The organism is Stenotrophomonas sp. SAM-B (genome assembly GCF_013387485.1).
GTDB lineage: Bacteria > Pseudomonadota > Gammaproteobacteria > Xanthomonadales > Xanthomonadaceae > Stenotrophomonas > Stenotrophomonas maltophilia_AA.
In genome coordinates this window covers 563,017-580,325 of sequence record NZ_JABBXB010000002.1, presented here as the reverse complement: position 1 = coordinate 580,325, position 17,309 = coordinate 563,017, and the positions used below count along the sequence as shown (strand labels likewise).

The window sequence follows — 17,309 nt, the reverse complement described above, 5'->3', positions numbered from 1 at the left end:
TATGCGGCGCCGTTTTGTACTCACAGCCATCTCCTGTGTTGTTCCGTTGTTCCTTGCAGCCTGCGGAACGTCGGATGACACCGACCCCCGGACCGCGCCGCCCATCGTCCGGGTTGCCACCGTGCAACCGGGCGCGGGAGACGCGCGCACATTTACCGGCACCATCGCGGCAAGGGTGCAGAGCGACCTGGCATTCCGTGTGGGAGGCAAGCTTACTGAGCGCCTCGTCGAGACGGGTCAGACGGTCAAGCGCGGCGATGTGCTCTACCGGATGGACCCCAACGATCTGAACCTGGCCGCGGCCGCCCAGCAGCAGGCCGTCATCGCGGCGCGTGCGCAGAGCGTGCAGGCCACGGCCGACGAAGCGCGGTATCGCGATCTGGCGGCCCAGGGCGTCGTGTCACGATCCTCTTACGACCAGATCAAAGCGGCGGCCGACGCGGCGGCCGCACAGCTCGGAGCGGCCGAATCCCAGGCTCGGGTTGCGCGCAATGCCAGCCAGTACACAGCGCTTGTTGCCGATGCCGATGGGGTGGTCATGACCATCTCCGCCGAGCCCGGTCAGGTTGTGGCGGCGGGGCAGATCGTCGCCCGGCTTGCCCGTGCAGGCAGCAGGGAGGCAGTGGTCCAATTGCCCGAGACGCTGCGTCCCCAGATCGGCTCCGTGGCCTCGGCGTCCTCGTTCGGGGGCAGCGGCAAGATCCCCGCGCGGTTGCGCGTGCTCTCTGAATCGGCAGACGCCGCAACCCGGACCTTCGAAGCCCGCTACACGTTGGAAGAGGGCAGCGCCCCACTGCCGCTGGGTTCAACGGTGGCGGTCGAGCTTGCAGGCTCGGCCCCTGCCGGCGTCCCGGCTGGGTTTGCGGTTCCGCTGGGGGCGTTGTTCGATCCCGGCACCGGAACCGGCGTATGGGTGATCAGCGGTGAGCCGCTCAAAGCCAGCTGGACGCCGGTCGCCGTCAAGCAGCTGGGCGACGATCAGGCCTTGGTCGAGGGCGCGTTGAAGGCCTCGGATCGCGTGGCGGCGCTTGGCGCACACCTGTTGCGGGAAGGGCAGGTGGTTCGTCTGGCTGACACGGCCAAGAGCACCGCTGCAGATGGGGCCCATCAGTGAGTGGGTTCAACCTGTCCGCGCTTGCGGTGCGCGAGCGCGCCATCACGGTCTTTCTGATCTTTCTGATTTCCGTTGCCGGCATCGTGTCGTTCTTCCAGCTCGGCCGCGCGGAGGACCCCGCGTTCACCGTCAAGGTCATGACCATCGTGACGGCCTGGCCAGGTGCCACGCCGACGGAAATGCAGGACCAGGTCGCCGAGAAGCTGGAAAAGCGACTGCAGGAACTGCGCTGGTATGACCGCAGCGAAACCTACACGCGGCCTGGCTTGTCCTTCACCACGCTGACATTGCAGGACGGTACGCCGCCTTCGGCCGTGCAGGAGGAGTTTTACCAGGCGCGCAAGAAGATGGCCGACGAAGCAGCGAACCTGCCCGCAGGCGTGATCGGGCCGATGGTCAACGACGAATATGCGGACGTCACCTTCGCTCTGTTCGCACTGAAAGCGAAGGGTGAGCCGTTCCGTGTGCTTGCACGCGACGCTGAAACCCTGCGCCAGCGCTTGCTGCACGTGCCTGGCGTGAAGAAGGTCAACATCATCGGTGAGCAGCCCGAGCGCATCTATGTGGAGCTTTCGCACGAACGCCTGTCGAACCTTGGCATCACACCACAGCAGGTGTTCGGGGCGCTCAACGGACAGAATGCCCTGACGCCCGCAGGCTCGGTCGAGGCCATGGGCCCGCAGATCTTCATCCGCCTGGATGGGGCGCTGGACCAGCTGGAGAAGATCCGCGATACGCCGGTCATTGCGCAGGGTAAGACGCTGAAACTGCGGGACATTGCGACCGTCAAGCGGGGTTATGAGGATCCGTCGACCTTCATGATCCGCAACGGCGGCGAGCCGGCGATGCTGCTTGGGATCGTCATGCGTGACGGCTGGAACGGCCTGGATCTCGGCGCCTCACTCGACGCGGAGGTCAAGAAGATCAATGCGGGCCTCCCGGTAGGGATGGCGCTGGACAAGGTCACCGATCAGGCGGTGAACATCAGTGCGTCGGTCGACGAGTTCATGATGAAGTTCTTCGCCGCGCTGCTGGTGGTGATGCTGGTGTGCTTTGTCAGCATGGGCTGGCGGGTGGGGGTGGTGGTCGCTGCGGCGGTGCCGCTGACGCTGGCTGCCGTGTTCATGGTCATGGCCGCAACCGGCAAGAATTTCGACCGCATCACGTTAGGCTCGCTGATCCTGGCACTTGGCCTGCTGGTGGACGACGCGATCATCGCCATTGAAATGATGGTGGTGAAAATGGAGGAGGGCTACAGCCGGGTCAAGGCATCGGCCTACGCGTGGAGCCATACGGCAGCGCCGATGCTGGCTGGCACCCTGGTGACTGCGGTGGGCTTCATGCCCAATGGCTTTGCCCGGTCCACTGCGGGCGAATACACCAGCAACATGTTCTGGATCGTGGGCATCGCGCTGATCGTGTCGTGGGTGGTCGCGGTGTTCTTTACGCCTTACCTGGGTGTGAAGCTTCTCCCTGAACTCAAGACCGTCGAAGGCGGGCACAGCAGTCTCTACGACACGCCGCGCTACAACCGCTTCCGATCGGTCCTGGCGCGCGTGATTGCGCGCAAGTGGCTTGCCGCAGGCTCGGTGATCGCACTGTTCGTGCTCTCGGTGGTGGGCATGGGGCTGGTGAAAAAGCAGTTCTTCCCCATCTCTGACCGTCCGGAGGTGTTGGTCGAAGTGCAGATGCCCTACGGCACGGCCATCGAACAGACCAGCCTGGCCACCAAGAAGGTCGAGAAGTGGCTCTCGGCGCAGGAAGAAGCGAAGATCGTCACGGCTTACATCGGTCAGGGCGCGCCCCGGTTCTATCTGGCCATCTCGCCGGAACTGCCGGACCCGGCGTTTGCCAAGATCGTGGTGCGCACCGACAGCCAGGAACAGCGTGATGCCTTGAAAGCCAAGCTTCGCCGAGCGGTGGCGGAGGGCTTGGCGCCCGAGGCGCGTGTGCGGGTGACACAACTGGTGTTCGGGCCTTACTCGCCTTACCCAGTGGCGTATCGGGTCAGTGGTCCGGATCCGGACGTCGTCCGTGGCATTGCGGCCAAGGTCGAGCAGACCCTGCACGCCAGCCCGATGATGCGCACGGTCAACACCGATTGGGGCGTGCGCACACCGACGCTGCACTTCATGCTGGATCAAGATCGCCTGCAAGCGATGGGCATGACATCGGCCTCTGTCTCGCAGCAGTTGCAGTTCTTCCTGAGCGGGGTGCCCGTCACGGCTGTTCGTGAAGACATCCGCACCGTCGAGGTTGTCGCTCGATCCGGCGGGGACACACGCCTGGATCCGGGCCGGATTGCGGACTTCACTCTCGTCGGTGCGGCCGGCCAGCGCGTGCCGCTGTCCCAGATCGGCACAGTGGAGGTCCGGATGGAAGAGCCGGTGCTGCGCCGTCGTGATCGGGTGCCCACCATCACCGTGCGCGGTGACATCGACGATGCGCTGCAGCCACCGGACGTATCCGCAGCGATCAGCAAGCAGCTTGAGCCACTCATTGCCTCGCTGCCCGAGGGCTACGCCATTGCCCAGGCCGGTTCCATCGAGGAATCGGGCAAGGCCATGAGCGCCATGCTGCCGCTGTTCCCGATCATGCTGGCGGTGACCTTGCTGATCATCATCCTGCAGGTGCGCTCCATCTCGGCCATGATCATGGTGTTCATGACCAGTCCGTTGGGGCTGATTGGCGTGGTGCCAACGCTGCTGCTGTTCCAGCAGCCGTTCGGCATCAACGCGCTGGTGGGATTGATTGCACTGTCGGGGATCCTGATGCGCAACACGCTCATCCTCATTGGTCAGATCCATGAGAACGAACAAGCAGGGATGGAGACCTTCCACGCCATCATCGAGGCGACGGTTCACCGCGCGCGTCCAGTGATCCTGACCTCCCTGGCAGCGGTGCTTGCCTTCATCCCGCTGACCCATTCGGTGTTCTGGGGAACGCTTGCCTACACGTTGATCGGCGGCACCATCGCCGGCACCGTGATGACGCTGGTGTTCCTCCCGGCGATGTATGCCATCTGGTTCAAGGTCCGAGCGGAAAAGACCCCCGTTGCCTGACATTGGCCCGGACCTCTTTTATATGGGAAGTGATTCATGAGCATTGCTGACAAAGACCGCATCGTGGTGACCGGAATGGGCGTGGTCAGCCCACTCGGCTGCGGGGTTGAAACCGTCTGGTCGCGCCTCTTGGCGGGGCGCTCCGGGATCGGGACGCTGGGTGCCGATCTTGCAGCGGGGACCGGCTGCGAAGTCGGCGGCCGCGTGCCTGACCGTGTTCAAGACCCGGAGGCGGGCTTTGACTCGACCGGGATCATCGCGCCGAAAGATCTCAAGAAGATGGACCGGTTCGTTGAGTTTGCGCTGGTCGCCGCGCATGAAGCGCTGGCGCAGGCGGGTTGGCATGATGCCGATGAGCGCGGGCTGCTGCGAACGGCGACCGTGATTGCCACGGGCATCGGCGGGTTTGGATCGATCGTCAATGCGGTCCACACCACCGAAAGCCGTGGGCCTGGCCGGCTGTCGCCCTTCACTGCGCCGACTTTCCTGGCCAACATGGCGGCAGGGCAGGCGTCGATACGCTATGGGTTCAAGGGTCCGCAGGGTGCGCCCGTCACGGCCTGCGCAGCGGGCGTCCAGGCCATCGGTGATGCAGCACGGCTGATCAGGTCCGGTGAGGCGGACATCGCGTTGTGCGGTGGGGCGGAAGCGGCGATGCACCGGGTCAGCCTGGGTGGCTTCGCGGCGGCCAAGGCGCTGAGCACCTCCTTCAATGCCACACCCCAGGCAGCCTCTCGCCCGTTCGATGAGCAGCGGGACGGATTCGTCATGTCCGAAGGGGCAGGGTTGCTGGTGATCGAGCGCCTGGACCACGCCTTGGCGCGCGGCGCCAAGCCGCTTGCCGAGCTGGTTGGCTACGGCACGACCTCCGATGCCTACCATCTGACAGCCGGCCCCGACGACGGCAGCGGGGCGCGGCGGGCGATAGAGATCGCGCTGGCACAGGCAGGCATTACGCCGGCGCAGGTCGATCACATCAACGCGCATGCCACGTCCACCCAGGTGGGCGACCGGGCAGAACTCGCGGCGATGCGTGCGCTGTTCGGTACCCGACCCGATCTTCTGATCTCCGCCACCAAGTCCAGCACCGGGCATCTGCTGGGGGCGGCGGGGGGCATCGAGGCCATCTTCACCGTGCTCGCGTTGCGTGATCAGATCGCGCCCGCGACGCTCAATCTGATTCGTCCGGATCCATTGGCGGAAGGACTGACGATCGTAGGCGGCGTGCCGCGGAAGGCGGACATCGCGCTCGCCCTGACCAATGGATTTGGCTTCGGCGGAGTGAATGCCAGCGCGCTGTTCGGGCGACTGTGAACACTGCGGCCTCAACCGGCGGCGCAAGCAAGACCACGCTGCGTTGGGAGCGGGCGAGGGCGCGTAGCCGAAGGAGCATCCTTGATGCCGCCGCCACCGTGTTTGCGGAGGAGGGCTTTGAGCGTGCGACGATGAAGCGCATCGCAGAGGCCTGTGGTATCACGAAGGTCACCCTCTACGCGCACTTCCGTGACAAGGAGCGTCTTTACAGGACGGTCATGGACGGCCACCTCGCATCGATGCCCTCAGGGATGCTCGACATGCATGGAGTTGCCGATCTTGGCGAAGCCTTGAAGCGTATCGCTGAGGGCATCGGAAGATTGGCGGCGGACGCTTCGTGTCAGGCGTTCTGCCGGTCGTTGTCGCGCTCTGGCGCCGCAAGTGACGTCTACAGAGACCAGTGGAACGCGATGCTGGAACCGTATCTGACGCTTGCAGACGATGTCTTCATGGAGGCTTCCGCACGCCCGACCAACGCCGCTGACAGCGAGAATTTCCTGAGACTGGTGCTCACGGAGCATGGCTTGCCTCACGGGCCCAGGCGTGTCTCCAGGAGCGATGCAACCGTCGCGCTGTTTCTTCGGGCCTATGCAACGCCTCAGCGGCGCAGGTAGCTGGCCAGTTTGAGGACGGTGGCTGCCCTGGATGCTTGGAGCAATCGTAAGGCCGTGGCCTTTCGGGAGCCGATGCCGGCGACCGCTTCCTGTACCACGATCGTTTCATACTCCCTGGCGTTGCCATCGAAACACGTGGCCGTAATACAGGACTCGGCCGTCATTCCGACAACGACGAGCTCCCTTACGCCAAGCTTGGCAAGCAGCACGGCGAGTGGGGTGGCGAGGAAGGCCGAGTGCTTGGGTTTGAGCACGAAGTAGTCGCCGTGCTCCGGTTGCAGGATTTTCGCGATCGCCGATGACGCGCCCTCCGTGGACAGGCAGAGCCTCACCAACTCTTTGAAATCCATCTGCCAGTTGGCGAAATTGTCATTGGCGTAGATGACCGGATGGCCGCGCTCGCGGAAATGCCGCGCGAGCCTTGCGATGTGCCGAGCTGCTTCCAGAGCACTGGGCTTCGCTTGGGCGGCTTCCGGGAAGTCGAACAACGTGAACATATCGATGATCACGAGCGCAGGGTTGGGAATACTCATGGCTTTCCTCCCACCTCAATCGTCCGTCTGGTCGTAAGGCGTCGGCAGCGGCTCGATCATGCAGTGAAGGAGCGGCGGTGCATGCCGCTCCTGGATCAGCTGCCGAATCCGGGGCGACGGGCCTCAAGCGGCCTTTGCCGCCTGCGCATTCCCACCCGACTTGGCCAGGATCGTCAGCTTCTCATCGGTTGCCTTTTCTTCTTCGAGGGTTTCAAGGAGAAGCGGCAGCGCGTCCTTGTAGCCCAGCTGCTTGGCGAGCGCTGCGATCGTGCCGTAGGACGCTATCTCGTAGTGTTCGACCTTCTGGGCGCCGCCGATGAGAGCCGCATCGCGCACCGGCCCCTCTTCGATGCTGTCGATGGCTTCCTTCCCTTCCTCAACCAGCCCTTCCATGGCGGCACACTTGATGCGCTTGAGACGAATGCCGAGCAATTCGACCACCTGGTCGATGCGCTCGATCTGGCCCTGGGTCTCTTCCAGATGGGTTTCAAAGGCGGCGGCCAGGTCCGGGTTGGCGGCTGCGCGCGCAAGGCGGGGCAGCGCCTTGGTCAGCTGCTTTTCCGCGCTGTAAATGTCCGACAGTTCGTGGATGAACAGGTCTTCAGCGGTCTTGATCGCCATGATGGTCCTCCAGGTTGGTGGCGGGTGGAGCGCTGAAGCTAGGGGCTCTTTCCGTTAGGTTCGTGCGCAGAGCTGTGAAGGCCTGCTACACACGCCTGCCATGTCTTCTGCGCACGGCATGCAGACCTGTTCACAGCCGCCCCACGGTCGAAGGGCTAGAACCAGGCTGGGCGAGTGGGACGTTCAGGAGAAGCCGTAATGCATCGAACCGTAGTATGTATCGCTGTCATCTTCGCTCTGTCTGCGTGCGGGGGCGGGAACACAGAGTCCAGCGTCCAAGCACCCGGGGCTGAAGAAACCGCGAAGACCAAAGCGCTCGAGACCGGGGCCGCCTTGCTGCAGGACCGACCGCCGGTCGACGCCATCAACGCCTATCTGGACGGGTTCCATTTCTACAATGGCCAGATGAAGGTCCAGATGGAAGCGCACCATTACTGCTCCATCCTCAACGAGGATGTCATCCAGTGCACGATCTACGACGGCAACGTGAAAGACGCCAAGTTGATGGGGGTGGAGTACATCATCAGCGAAAAGCTCTTCGCAGGTCTTCCCGAGCAGGAGAAGGCGCTATGGCACAGCCACATTCAGGAGGTGAAATCCGGTCAGCTCATCGCGCCAGGGATCCCTGAGGTGGCCGAGCACGAGCTGATGGAGAAGCTCATCCACACGTATGGCAAAACCTGGCACACCTGGCACACAGACCTGGACAAGGACCTGCCCCGAGGCATGCCGCAGCTGATGATGGGCTTCACCGCCGATGGCCAAGCGGATCCGGCGATGGTGGCTGCACGCGACGCGCGGTTGGGCGTCAGTAGTGAGGACAAGCGACAACGCCGTGCCGACATCGCCACGCCGCCCATCGATGCAGGGGCGGATGCGTGGCAGAAGGGGACAGTCATCCAGATCGAGGACCCGACCGGCGGACATGCTCACGTCGGTGCCAAAGATGCTGACCCGCCGTCCGGCAGGGACAGGAATGCGACGTCCAAGGGCAGCTCAGGAAGGTGAGGGTGGACGTCGAGACCAGGGTCAGGACGTCCGAAGGTGCTGGCCTGGTGCCGCTGCCGCTGAGCGCAGCAGTGCGCGGCGGATCGCCCTGATTGCGCAGGCGGTGGGCGCGGTGGTGTTGTCGCGGTCCTGTCCGGATGATGCGGCGCTCGCCGACGAGATTCTGGACGCCTGTCGGGACGACATACTGGCGCGGTTGCCGGATGCACCTGTGGCCTAACGCCGTGCCCTGCGGGGTGAGCGCTGCAGGAACGAGCTTGAACACGGTCGTATCGTCGGGCGGTACGGATTGCCGCAGATTCTACGATCCGATAGCTGTCCTGAGTTTCTAAGTGAAGCACTCAGCCAGTTGGCCAAACCCAACGGCGTGACCTTGCGATGCGTCCAACCCGGCAAGCCCAACCAGAACGCCTTTCGAGAAGGTGTCGGACGTGCTGAAGGAAGGCGATCGGGTGAAGGTCAAGGTGCTGGAAGTTGCCAAGCCGGGCCGAATCGCCCGTCGATCAAGGCCGTGTCGGATGGCGAAGGGCTGACGGCCGAGCAATCGGCCGCCCACCTTCGTTTGTTGTGTCAATGCGGAAGCGCGGCCCTCGGGTCGCCTTTCCGCTTTCCGACCTTTGGTTTGCCGCGGCACCAATGCAAGTTTGCAACTCGTTGTATGGCGGCTCCTTCGTGCCCTCTCTACCATCCACTGCCATTATCGATCCGAGGATTGCCCGTGAGACCTCTCCTGCTCCACAGCCTGATCTGTGTCGCCTGTCTTGCCCCTGTCGTGGGCGCTTCGCAGAACCTCGTCGTCGAGCCAGCTGCCGCGCCAGACGTTGCGTCGCTTAGGACCTACACGAAGCACGGGTTGAAGTTGCAGTTGCCTGGAAACTGGACGGTCCTGGAAGACCATCCCAGTGACGGGGAGAACCAGCGGCGTCTAATCATCGAAGCCGACAAGACCCGTTTCGAAGTGTTGAACCTAGAGGTCACGATCAATGTCGTCCACACGAGCGAGGCCCTCTCGTTGCCGGATTGGGCCGCCCACTCGTACTCACTGGATGTGGAGGACAGCGAATACTACGGACCCCCCAAGTATTCGGCCTACCAGCTGGCGCCAGGCGTGAAGGCGCATGCCACGCAGTTCCAGAACAACCTTTTCGAAGACGATCAACCGTATGCCCAGCGCCTGCACGTACTGGCCGTCAAGCGGTGCGGCGAGGAGTGGAACTGCTACGCATCCACTTGGACGGTTGAGGCGAATCGCAGCGCCGCGGAAGCGGGCATGCAGAAGATCATGGAAACCGTGACGTTCGCGGACTGAACGACTCGTGCCCTGCGCACGCCATCTTAGGAACCTGCATGAAGCGTTTTCCGAATCTCCTGCTGCTTGCAATCGCGCTGGCCGTAGACGCGGCCGCCGCGGCGACTCCTGCTCCCAGCTTCGCATCTTGTTTCGTCCTGCAGCCGGGTGTGGAGCTATCGACATCCGCATCCCACACGCGCATCGAGTCAGCACGCTACGACAACAGGGACGTGATTGCGGTGTCCGTGACCCTGTCGGACGAGCATGGGGGTGGCACGGTGGTGCAGTACCACGACCCTGGTACCTACCGGCCCATTGCGCTCGAATCCACTGGCATGCATGGGCTAGGGATCCCGGCCGGGGAGGTCCGGATTCCAGATGCGGAGCCCTACCCAGACCACGTGGCCCGCGGCACCAAGGTCCAGTCCACTGGCATGCGCCTCGCACAGCGCCTGCTGCCGTTCGATGCGACGATCACGTTCGTCGGTTTCGCGACCATCGAACTGCCCCTTGCCGCTGGGCCACGCACCTTCGAACATACGTGCCATCTGCAGGTGTCGGTAGATGACGCGCGCGTGGACTATTGGTGCGCCAGTGGGCTCGGTGTCATCCGCGCCGATTTTGCGACGGGCGATGGTCCCGTGCAGAGCAACCCCGTCACCTCGATCAGCGAAGGCATCTAGTTCTTCACGTGGGGAAACACGGAGACGCGGTCCCGCACCATGCGGCGGGCAGGTACCGCGTCGGTGGGGTGCTAGGCAACATACAGCGGCGTGCCGCGATCAACGCTGCGAAGGCCCTTCTGCGCATCGATCGAGCGCTCTACGAAGAGACGGATGCGACTGCAACGATCTTGACGCAGTCTTATCAATCAAGTGCCGGCACGGTGGCCACGTCTTACGACCGGAGTGCGGACCAGCCGATTCCTGTCTATCCGAGGAACTCCGCCACCTGGGGATCCCGGGTCAAAGGGTAAAGGTCATCGATTCCAGCATCAGGCGAATCCCTGCCTCAGCCGCGTTTCATCCACCCGCACTTCCAGTTCCAGCTGCCCAGGCCGCTCCAAGTCCGCCTCGAAACGCGCGTAGCGGTTGTTGGTTTCGTCGTCGAAGCCGACCCAGTTCCCGGACCAGTTTCGCGGCAACTCCAGCCTCAGCTCATCGATCGTATATTTCTTGGGTGAAGTGACGTTGGGCGAGGGCGCGGGCGCGGGCTCTGGCGCCGGGGTGCCACTGCAGGCCCCGGCAGCCGTTGGCGGAATCGGCGACCCGGCCAGCATCCCCAAGGTCTGGAAGACTTGCCTGTACGTTGGTTTCGCTTTGTTGGGAGTCATTGGCACGGTTCCCGCCTGATTTGTTCTGCGGCCTTTTCCTGGGCAACAGCAATGACGGCATATCGATTTCGGCACAAGCTCTGCTCGCCATCGGTCAGCGCGGTATCGCAATCGGGCTGAATACCTACTATGCAGGCGAGGAGGCGCACATCACTGGGTACCAGAACTCGTTCAAGCCGAGCCGCTTCGTGGGCCAGCTCAATTCCCAAGATGTGAACGGCCGCTTGTAGCCGAGAGAGAGGATGGGCGCTTGGCGCAGTTGATTAGGGATGTTTATCGGGGGTAGGGGAGGGCAGCTGCCGACCCAAAGCGGACGTACGATGTTGCCCCGAGCGCGCGATCGGGGCGCTGAAGGGAAGCCTTGATATCGAATTCAATCAGGGCCACCCTTGATTCAAATAAAAGGGGGACGTCGTGTTCGAACATATGAAGAAGGAGCTGGAGCGACTGGCTCAACTGCAACAAGTATCGGTGCCGTTAGAAAGCGATGCTGAAGGTTACTGGGACAAGGAATGTCCCTCACCTGGGTGCCTCTTCCAATTCAAAGTTCACAATGAGGACTGGAAGAACATCGTCCGCGACGAGGAGGTCTTCTGCCCCGCTTGTCGACATGCAGCCCCGGCGAAATCATGGTTCACTATAGCGCAGGTAGAGGCAGCTCGCGAATTCGCACTTGGCACCGTGGTCAATTGTTTGAACAGGGCCATCCGGGAGGATGCGAGCGAGTCGAAAAGAAGGCAGAGTCCAAACTCATTCCTTCGCATCACTCTTGAAGCCAGGGGGGGGCGCGATGCGGTTCTGCTCCCCATCGCATCAGCAGAACCTATGCGGTTGCGGGCGGTATGTGAAGGCTGCGAATGCAGGTACTCCTACATTGGCGCCGCGTACTTTTGTCCGAGCTGCGGAAAAAACTCGGCAAAGCACACATTCTTCCAGACCCTAGGCTCGATCCGATCTGCCGTAGGGCTTCGCGGCACCTTGGTGGGCTCGATCGGTATCGATGAGGCTGAAGTCGTGACACAGTCGCTCATCGAAAAAGGAGTGCTCGATGCGGTTACCTCCTTTCAGCGACTTTCTGAGCAGCTCTATTTGCTGCGTACAGGAAAACAGGCAAAGAGAAATTCTTTCCAGAACCTAGATGTTGGATCGGAGCTCTGGAAGTCCGAGATTGGTCAGAGCTACGACCAATTGACTGATGAGGTGTCAGTAGCGAAGCTCCGGATCTTCTATCAGCAGCGACATCTGCTGGCGCATCAACAGGGGATCGTTGATGCTGAATATATCGAGCGGAGCCAAGATCATCGATATGTTGTTGGACAGAAGATTCTCGTTCGAGAGGGTGACGTTCTCGAATTCGTCAGGCTCATCGAAATACTTGGAAACGGGCTAATGGAGCACGTGGGCGACTGAAGACGTTCACTGCGAAGTTTCGCTGCGGACGCCGACTGGATCTAGCAGTGACGGAGAGCAGCTCGCCATGAGTACGCTTCCCAAGCGCGAGGAGGTTGCAGCTGAATTGTCCGCTTCTGGCCGGTAGCGGTCCCAAGTACACCGAGGCAGCATCCGACCCAAAGCTGACATTGGACCTTAGCCCTGCGACGCTTGATCTAGCTGTTGACGCCTGAAGTCCAAAGCGGCCACCATGCTCCAATGGCCCAAGGGTCCACAAGGAGTAGTTATGGCGACGAAGTATTCAGTTCGTCAGACTGATGGATCTGTAGAGCACTGCAGCACGCGCGCGGAGGTGGTGGCCGCCAATCTGACTACGACTATTGCTCGGACTTTAGAATTATTGGAACCATGAGCCGCACACGAGACATCATCCAAGAAATTGCCGAAGTTCGCCAGCGTCGGCGCTGTGGCTCAGCCATGTCAGAACTTCCGATGCGGCTCTTTGCGCTAGAGCATGCATTCGAGAGGCATGACAAGTCGCAGAGCGAGCTGACCCGATACTTTCCTGTCGCGCTCATCGCGTGCATCGAAGGGTACTTTCGGATGGCGATCAAAGACCTCATTGATGCGGGCGATCCATACCTCAGCAACGCGGAGAAGCCAGCTTCGTCCATGAAGCTTGATTTCTCCATACTCAGGGCGGTGCACGGCAAAGCGCTCACCGTTGGAGAGCTTGTTGCCCATGGCGTTCCGCTGAGTCGTCTCGATCACATCGAAAATGCGATAACGAGTTTGATCGGAACGGCATTTTTACAGGCACTCCGCACGACTATAGATCGTTGGGGTCACGAAGTGTTGGGAGAGCCGCCTAGTCCCGTCCTCGCGAACCCCGACCAGGTCTTCGCCGATGTGGCGAGGACCTTCGAGCTAAGGCACATCATCTGTCACGAGATTGCCTCAGCATATGAGATTAAAGCGGAGGAGGTTGAGCGTTGTTTTCAAAGTTGCGTGGCGTTCTTGAGAGCAACTGATGAGCTCATCTCTGAAACGCTTCACCCCGGCGCGCCTCTGACGCAGACTGAGATGAACATCGTCGCCGGGCAGTCACTTTCTGAGGCCGAAGCGCGGCTAGGCGAAGCGATTGAAGGAGTCAGGCAACGCCTCGACGCCTCCGAGCTCGCAGCGTTCAACGACTCACAGGCTAAGTGGAAGATGTATTCCGACGCGTGGGCATCGTTCGTAGCCGGAGAGCGGGTCAACAGCGGGACGATCTGGCCACTGATAAATGCTAACGCTGCAAAGGCAGCGGTTGATCAGCGGATAGACGAGGTTGTCGGCTGGAGGCGATTTGGTGATGGTGCTTAGAAATCTAACCCTTCGTTCCAGCGGACTGCTCGGGGCGTCCTCCGAATTCAAACGGTCGACGTCCGCTCGTGGCCGTTGAGCCAGTGAGCCAGTCCAAGGCATCCCACCACGCTACGGCGGGTCTTTCTATAGGAAGCAAGAAGATATTGAATCAGCAGCACATCAGCGAAATTTCAACGATTGTCGAGCAGCTGACGGTCGCACCAGCAAAAACCAAGGGCACTGGATACGCTCGTTTCGTAGCCGCAGCCGACCTTTGGTTCATCCTGTTCTACGTCGTGCTGCTTCTTGTCGTTATCGGCCTCGGCGTTGGGCTCAAATACTTCGACTTTGAGCCATTAACCGCTACAGCAGTTCTGCCATGGATCGTGGTTCCGATGGGGATCGCTGGAATTGTATACGCCGTGCTCAATGTCACTGATATCACCATTCGCCTGATCAAGCGAAGGTCAGATCCGCACGGAGAGATCATGACGCAGATCAGGCTCACCACGGCGGCGGATGCGGACTTGGCTTCTCGACTGGCGACCTATGGTAAGCGCGAGCTTGAGTACGTGCTTGTCCAATACGAGACCAAGTGGGGGCTTATGGAGGACCGCGTCGCGTTGCTGGTTGGCAACATCCGAAAGCTTGGCCTGATGCCCATGCTGGCAGCCATTACCGCAGGTTCGGTAAAGCTCTTCGATAAGAGTGCCAGCGTGTACTGGGGCATCTTGCTCGTGGCACTGCTTCCAGCTGTCTTTGCGATCATGGGCTTTGTGGCCATCGCTTCGCGTGAGCGCATCAAGCAGGTCACTGAAATACTGAAATTCGCGATCAGGCACGCCCTGGATAAGCGCGTTGCTCCTGACGAAGTGACGGAGGGCGCGGCCTCCGCAGCCCCTACATCCCTGTAGGGGCCCGCTCAGTGGATGACATGCTTTACTGGGCCGATAACGGGGTCAGGCTCACTTCCGGGCCTTTCGCGCCTGGCGTTGACTTTGCGGTGAGGGCGGGAGCGAAGGTGCTTGGCGGCTACGTCGGAACCAAGCGAACGTCCCGTCCTGGCCGAGGCTGTGTGAAAACTATTGCCCTGAACCACGAGCTTCAATTCTGGCTGGCACACTTTTGATCGATTTCTCCAAGGCGAAGAGTTTTAACACAGCCTCGGCTGGAAGCGGACATTGGCTGGGAAGGGGATAAGGAAGATTTATCAAGGGTAGGGCGCGCCATGTTTCGTTTCTGTCGACCACCCTCCAGTGAACGGGCCCAGATGGATGCCCGGCCAAGCCGTCAACGTGCCAAATTGGGCCGGGCCAGATCCTTGCGGCACAACAGCCGTGCACGATGACAGCCTCGCCTCGCGCCGTCCTGCACAGAGCGATATGCTACGCGCATGCAGGCTGGCGCGAGGGAGCGGCGATGTCCAATACCAACGAATATTCAGAAGACTTGCCTCCTCTTCGAACAGAGGGGCGGGGTCGGCTGGACTTGATTATTGAGGAGGTGAAAACGTCCGAAGGCAAAATTAAGTTCCGGGTGACGCCAGATCCTCGCCGATACGAGCGAGTAGAAGCGGATGGAGAGGTTTGCTACATAGACAGGTTCACTCGGGTCATGTTCCCGATACGGCTTTTTCAAGACGCCATTTCGACTCTGCCTTTCTATGATCTAAGACCGAGGATAGCCTCTACCACTGACTACGCTCAGGAGCGCGCCTTAGCGGTAGAGGATGAGCTGGCGGGCGAGAGCCTCAGAAGCCCGAGCGTGGAGCCTGCGCGCCATAGAGAAATGCAAAGTAAAACAACGATCACCAGTACGCCATTTTTGTCACTGGATATCTGCAGGTCGACGGAATTGCGCAGGAGGGATTCCGCGTCATTTGATAGAGCGGCCGAGATACTTTTGCGCGAAATGCAAATACTCGTCGGTCAATTTGAGGCCACGATCCTCAAGGCAACGGGTGATGGCTTCATTGCATACCTGCCACATCCCGCTTTCACGCGACAGTGTGACTTAATCGTTGATCTTGGGACTTCAATGATTAGGATGGCGCGAGACTCGATCTGCCCCATGCTGCATGCCAGTGGACTTCCACGCCTGGATATCCGGATCGGCGCAGACTACGGCGAGGCCAGATTTGAACAGAAGACGAATGCTGCCACTGGATTTACCTGGCCACACGTTGATAGCGACGCCCTCAACCTTGCAGTAAAAATCGAGCAAACGGCTCGCGCGAATAGCCTGCGTATAGGTGTGGCGCTATATGGGCTGCTGCACGTGCAATGGCTTGAGCGAGCCGCCCTAATTCCAACAGAGGAACTGCCGTCTTCATTTAACGGCTATTCTGTTTATGAGATAAACTAATGGCGACCTATAGAGAGTTGACGTCAAAGAGCTACCGCGCCACTCAGCGGGACAGGGTCGTTGCCACCGCAAGGAAGATCAGTTCTCGTAGCAACTTGCGTCCAGGGCGGGTAATTCCAGGTGCAGACGACCTCGCGATACACGAAGGCAGGTTTCTCAATGCGGCCGTACTCTTTCTAGACATTTCAGGTTTTACTGGAAGACCTCAGGAGACTCGAGATCAGCAGGAGCAGCTTCTTCAAGGGCTTTCGCTTTTTTTTACGGAAGCGATCAGGGTCGTGGAGGACTTCGGCGGGGTAGTTGAAAAGAATACTGGCGACGGGTTGATGGCTTATTTTGTCAGAGAAGCGGATGAAGACGCCTCAAAAGAAGTTCGATCTCTAACGGCAGCGATCACGTTGTTCGATGCAATGAGCGGCGGCCCGGATGCGCCATTGAACAATGAACTGTGGAACTTCGGAGTGGAACCTTTTCGGTTCCGAATCTGCATTGATAGCGGGCCATTGACCGTAGCAAAGATGGGGGCGGCGCAGCGATTCAATGGGGTTGTCGCTATTGGGACCACGGCCAATCTTGCGTGCAAAATGCTTAATGTTGCACAGGCTGGAGAGATAATGATAGGTAATAACGTGGCGAATTCATTGCCGGAAGACTGGAGACAGTACCTCGCGCGCTCCGATCACGAGACAGGGTATCACTACACCCTTACTGGACTTCCTTACTATTACTGGTACTACACCGGAAGGTGGATGTCATGACGCACCCAAGCGATTCTACTAATTCCCTTGGAGCCCACAGCGAAGCGGCTGGACTGCAAATTCAGCTCCAGTTTGCTGATACGCAACAAGCGTATATTACGAGCTATATCCAGCTTGCAGATACGAAGTGTGCATGGTCGTTTGCCGCATCTGCCGCCCTGGTAGCTTACATTATTACCAATACCAGTTCGTCCCCATTGCTCCTCGATGGCGCATCAGGAGCCGTGCGTGGCTTGGGTCTGATTGCGCTCGCACTTCTAATTGCATCCGCAGCTTACGCATTCTTAGGGATAGCGCCTCGGTTGAAGTCATCGCGATCAACGGACCCCTTCTTCTTTGGCACAGTTGCACGTCACGGATCTCCCGGGCAGTTCGTCCAACAGATTTCTAGCCTTAGCCCGAGTGACGTTGTCACCATTCGGCTACGTCATAACTTTGACATTGCTCGTGTGTGCACTAGGAAGTACTTCTTTGTCAAAGCGTCACTTTGGATCGGCATAGCAGGAGCCATATGCTTAGGCTTGGCACTCCTATTGAATAAATGTGGTTAGCCGTTGC

Annotated in this window: 16 protein-coding genes; 13 read left to right on the top strand and 3 right to left on the bottom strand. The window is 60.4% G+C overall.

Features of this window, described 5'->3' with window-relative positions; genetic code table 11:
• Window position 1 precedes the first annotated feature (1 nt).
• Genes HH110_RS06800 through HH110_RS06785 form a run of 4 tightly spaced genes read left to right on the top strand, consistent with a single transcriptional unit; the run spans window position 2 to window position 6,104 of the window.
• Window positions 2-1,114, top strand: coding sequence for an efflux RND transporter periplasmic adaptor subunit (locus HH110_RS06800; RefSeq protein WP_176988957.1), 1,113 nt, complete (start codon window positions 2-4; stop codon window positions 1,112-1,114).
• Window positions 1,111-4,176, top strand: coding sequence for an efflux RND transporter permease subunit (locus HH110_RS06795; protein ID WP_176988956.1), 3,066 nt, complete (start codon window positions 1,111-1,113; stop codon window positions 4,174-4,176). Before HH110_RS06800 ends, HH110_RS06795 begins: the two co-directional genes overlap by 4 nt.
• A gap of 36 nt (window positions 4,177-4,212) precedes the next feature.
• Window positions 4,213-5,490 carry a beta-ketoacyl-ACP synthase II gene (gene fabF, locus HH110_RS06790; protein WP_176988955.1) on the top strand — a complete coding sequence of 426 codons (1,278 nt, stop codon included), beginning with the start codon at window positions 4,213-4,215 and terminating at the stop codon, window positions 5,488-5,490.
• Window positions 5,487-6,104: a TetR/AcrR family transcriptional regulator gene (locus HH110_RS06785; RefSeq protein WP_176988954.1), complete on the top strand. Its 618-nt coding sequence runs from the start codon at window positions 5,487-5,489 to the stop codon at window positions 6,102-6,104. The genes fabF and HH110_RS06785 overlap by 4 nt, the downstream gene beginning before the upstream one ends.
• Here the strand turns inward: HH110_RS06785 and HH110_RS06780 are convergent.
• Both HH110_RS06780 and HH110_RS06775 read right to left on the bottom strand, forming a co-directional pair.
• Window positions 6,089-6,637 (bottom strand): cysteine hydrolase family protein, encoded by a 549-nt coding sequence (locus HH110_RS06780; protein ID WP_176988953.1) that lies wholly within the window; start codon window positions 6,635-6,637, stop codon window positions 6,089-6,091. The genes HH110_RS06785 and HH110_RS06780 overlap by 16 nt on opposite strands.
• A gap of 123 nt (window positions 6,638-6,760) precedes the next feature.
• A complete protein-coding gene (locus HH110_RS06775) occupies window positions 6,761-7,258 on the bottom strand; it encodes a ferritin-like domain-containing protein (protein WP_176988952.1) in 498 nt (165 codons plus the stop codon).
• Between the two features lie 198 nt (window positions 7,259-7,456).
• Between HH110_RS06775 and HH110_RS06770 the strand changes: the two genes are divergently transcribed.
• The 3 genes from HH110_RS06770 (at window position 7,457) to HH110_RS06760 (ending at window position 10,240) form a co-directional block, all read left to right on the top strand.
• Complete coding sequence (locus HH110_RS06770; RefSeq protein WP_176988951.1) at window positions 7,457-8,266, top strand: OBAP family protein; 810 nt, start codon at window positions 7,457-7,459, stop codon at window positions 8,264-8,266.
• A gap of 718 nt (window positions 8,267-8,984) precedes the next feature.
• Window positions 8,985-9,575, top strand: coding sequence for a hypothetical protein (locus HH110_RS06765; RefSeq protein WP_176988950.1), 591 nt, complete (start codon window positions 8,985-8,987; stop codon window positions 9,573-9,575).
• A gap of 38 nt (window positions 9,576-9,613) precedes the next feature.
• Complete coding sequence (locus tag HH110_RS06760) at window positions 9,614-10,240, top strand: hypothetical protein (protein WP_176988949.1); 627 nt, start codon at window positions 9,614-9,616, stop codon at window positions 10,238-10,240.
• Between the two features lie 311 nt (window positions 10,241-10,551).
• On the opposite strand, the gene HH110_RS06755 is transcribed toward HH110_RS06760, so the two are convergent.
• The gene (locus HH110_RS06755; protein ID WP_176988948.1) at window positions 10,552-10,890 is read right to left on the bottom strand and encodes a hypothetical protein; all 339 of its coding nucleotides are present in this window, start codon (window positions 10,888-10,890) and stop codon (window positions 10,552-10,554) included.
• 414 nt (window positions 10,891-11,304) lie between these two features.
• Here HH110_RS06755 and HH110_RS06750 point away from each other — a divergent pair, with 414 nt between their 5' ends.
• From HH110_RS06750 to HH110_RS19610, 6 genes are all read left to right on the top strand, one after another.
• Window positions 11,305-12,300, top strand: a complete 996-nt coding sequence (locus tag HH110_RS06750; protein WP_176988947.1) for a hypothetical protein — start codon at window positions 11,305-11,307, stop codon at window positions 12,298-12,300.
• A gap of 459 nt (window positions 12,301-12,759) precedes the next feature.
• Complete coding sequence (locus HH110_RS06745; protein WP_176988946.1) at window positions 12,760-13,647, top strand: lysozyme inhibitor LprI family protein; 888 nt, start codon at window positions 12,760-12,762, stop codon at window positions 13,645-13,647.
• Between the two features lie 83 nt (window positions 13,648-13,730).
• A complete protein-coding gene (locus tag HH110_RS06740) occupies window positions 13,731-14,543 on the top strand; it encodes a hypothetical protein (RefSeq protein ID WP_176988945.1) in 813 nt (270 codons plus the stop codon).
• Between the two features lie 505 nt (window positions 14,544-15,048).
• Window positions 15,049-15,993 (top strand): hypothetical protein, encoded by a 945-nt coding sequence (locus HH110_RS06735; RefSeq protein ID WP_176988944.1) that lies wholly within the window; start codon window positions 15,049-15,051, stop codon window positions 15,991-15,993.
• Window positions 15,993-16,751 carry an adenylate/guanylate cyclase domain-containing protein gene (locus HH110_RS06730; RefSeq protein WP_176988943.1) on the top strand — a complete coding sequence of 253 codons (759 nt, stop codon included), beginning with the start codon at window positions 15,993-15,995 and terminating at the stop codon, window positions 16,749-16,751. The genes HH110_RS06735 and HH110_RS06730 overlap by 1 nt, the downstream gene beginning before the upstream one ends.
• Window positions 16,748-17,302 (top strand): Pycsar system effector family protein, encoded by a 555-nt coding sequence (locus HH110_RS19610; RefSeq protein ID WP_369407606.1) that lies wholly within the window; start codon window positions 16,748-16,750, stop codon window positions 17,300-17,302. Before HH110_RS06730 ends, HH110_RS19610 begins: the two co-directional genes overlap by 4 nt.
• The last annotated feature ends 7 nt before the right edge of the window (window positions 17,303-17,309 follow it).

Excerpts from the sequence above, each read along its gene's own strand:
- HH110_RS06800 (WP_176988957.1), top strand. The coding sequence starts at position 2 with ATGCGGCGCCGTTTTGTACTCACAGCCATCTCCTGTGTTGTTCCGTTG.
- fabF (WP_176988955.1), top strand. The coding sequence starts at position 4,213 with ATGAGCATTGCTGACAAAGACCGCATCGTGGTGACCGGAATGGGCGTG.
- HH110_RS06780 (WP_176988953.1), bottom strand. The coding sequence starts at position 6,637 with ATGAGTATTCCCAACCCTGCGCTCGTGATCATCGATATGTTCACGTTG.
- HH110_RS06775 (WP_176988952.1), bottom strand. The coding sequence starts at position 7,258 with ATGGCGATCAAGACCGCTGAAGACCTGTTCATCCACGAACTGTCGGAC.
- HH110_RS06770 (WP_176988951.1), top strand. The coding sequence starts at position 7,457 with ATGCATCGAACCGTAGTATGTATCGCTGTCATCTTCGCTCTGTCTGCG.
- HH110_RS06760 (WP_176988949.1), top strand. The coding sequence starts at position 9,614 with ATGAAGCGTTTTCCGAATCTCCTGCTGCTTGCAATCGCGCTGGCCGTA.
- HH110_RS06755 (WP_176988948.1), bottom strand. The coding sequence starts at position 10,890 with ATGACTCCCAACAAAGCGAAACCAACGTACAGGCAAGTCTTCCAGACC.
- HH110_RS06745 (WP_176988946.1), top strand. The coding sequence starts at position 12,760 with ATGTCAGAACTTCCGATGCGGCTCTTTGCGCTAGAGCATGCATTCGAG.
- HH110_RS06735 (WP_176988944.1), top strand. The coding sequence starts at position 15,049 with ATGTCCAATACCAACGAATATTCAGAAGACTTGCCTCCTCTTCGAACA.
- HH110_RS06730 (WP_176988943.1), top strand. The coding sequence starts at position 15,993 with ATGGCGACCTATAGAGAGTTGACGTCAAAGAGCTACCGCGCCACTCAG.
- HH110_RS19610 (WP_369407606.1), top strand. The coding sequence starts at position 16,748 with ATGACGCACCCAAGCGATTCTACTAATTCCCTTGGAGCCCACAGCGAA.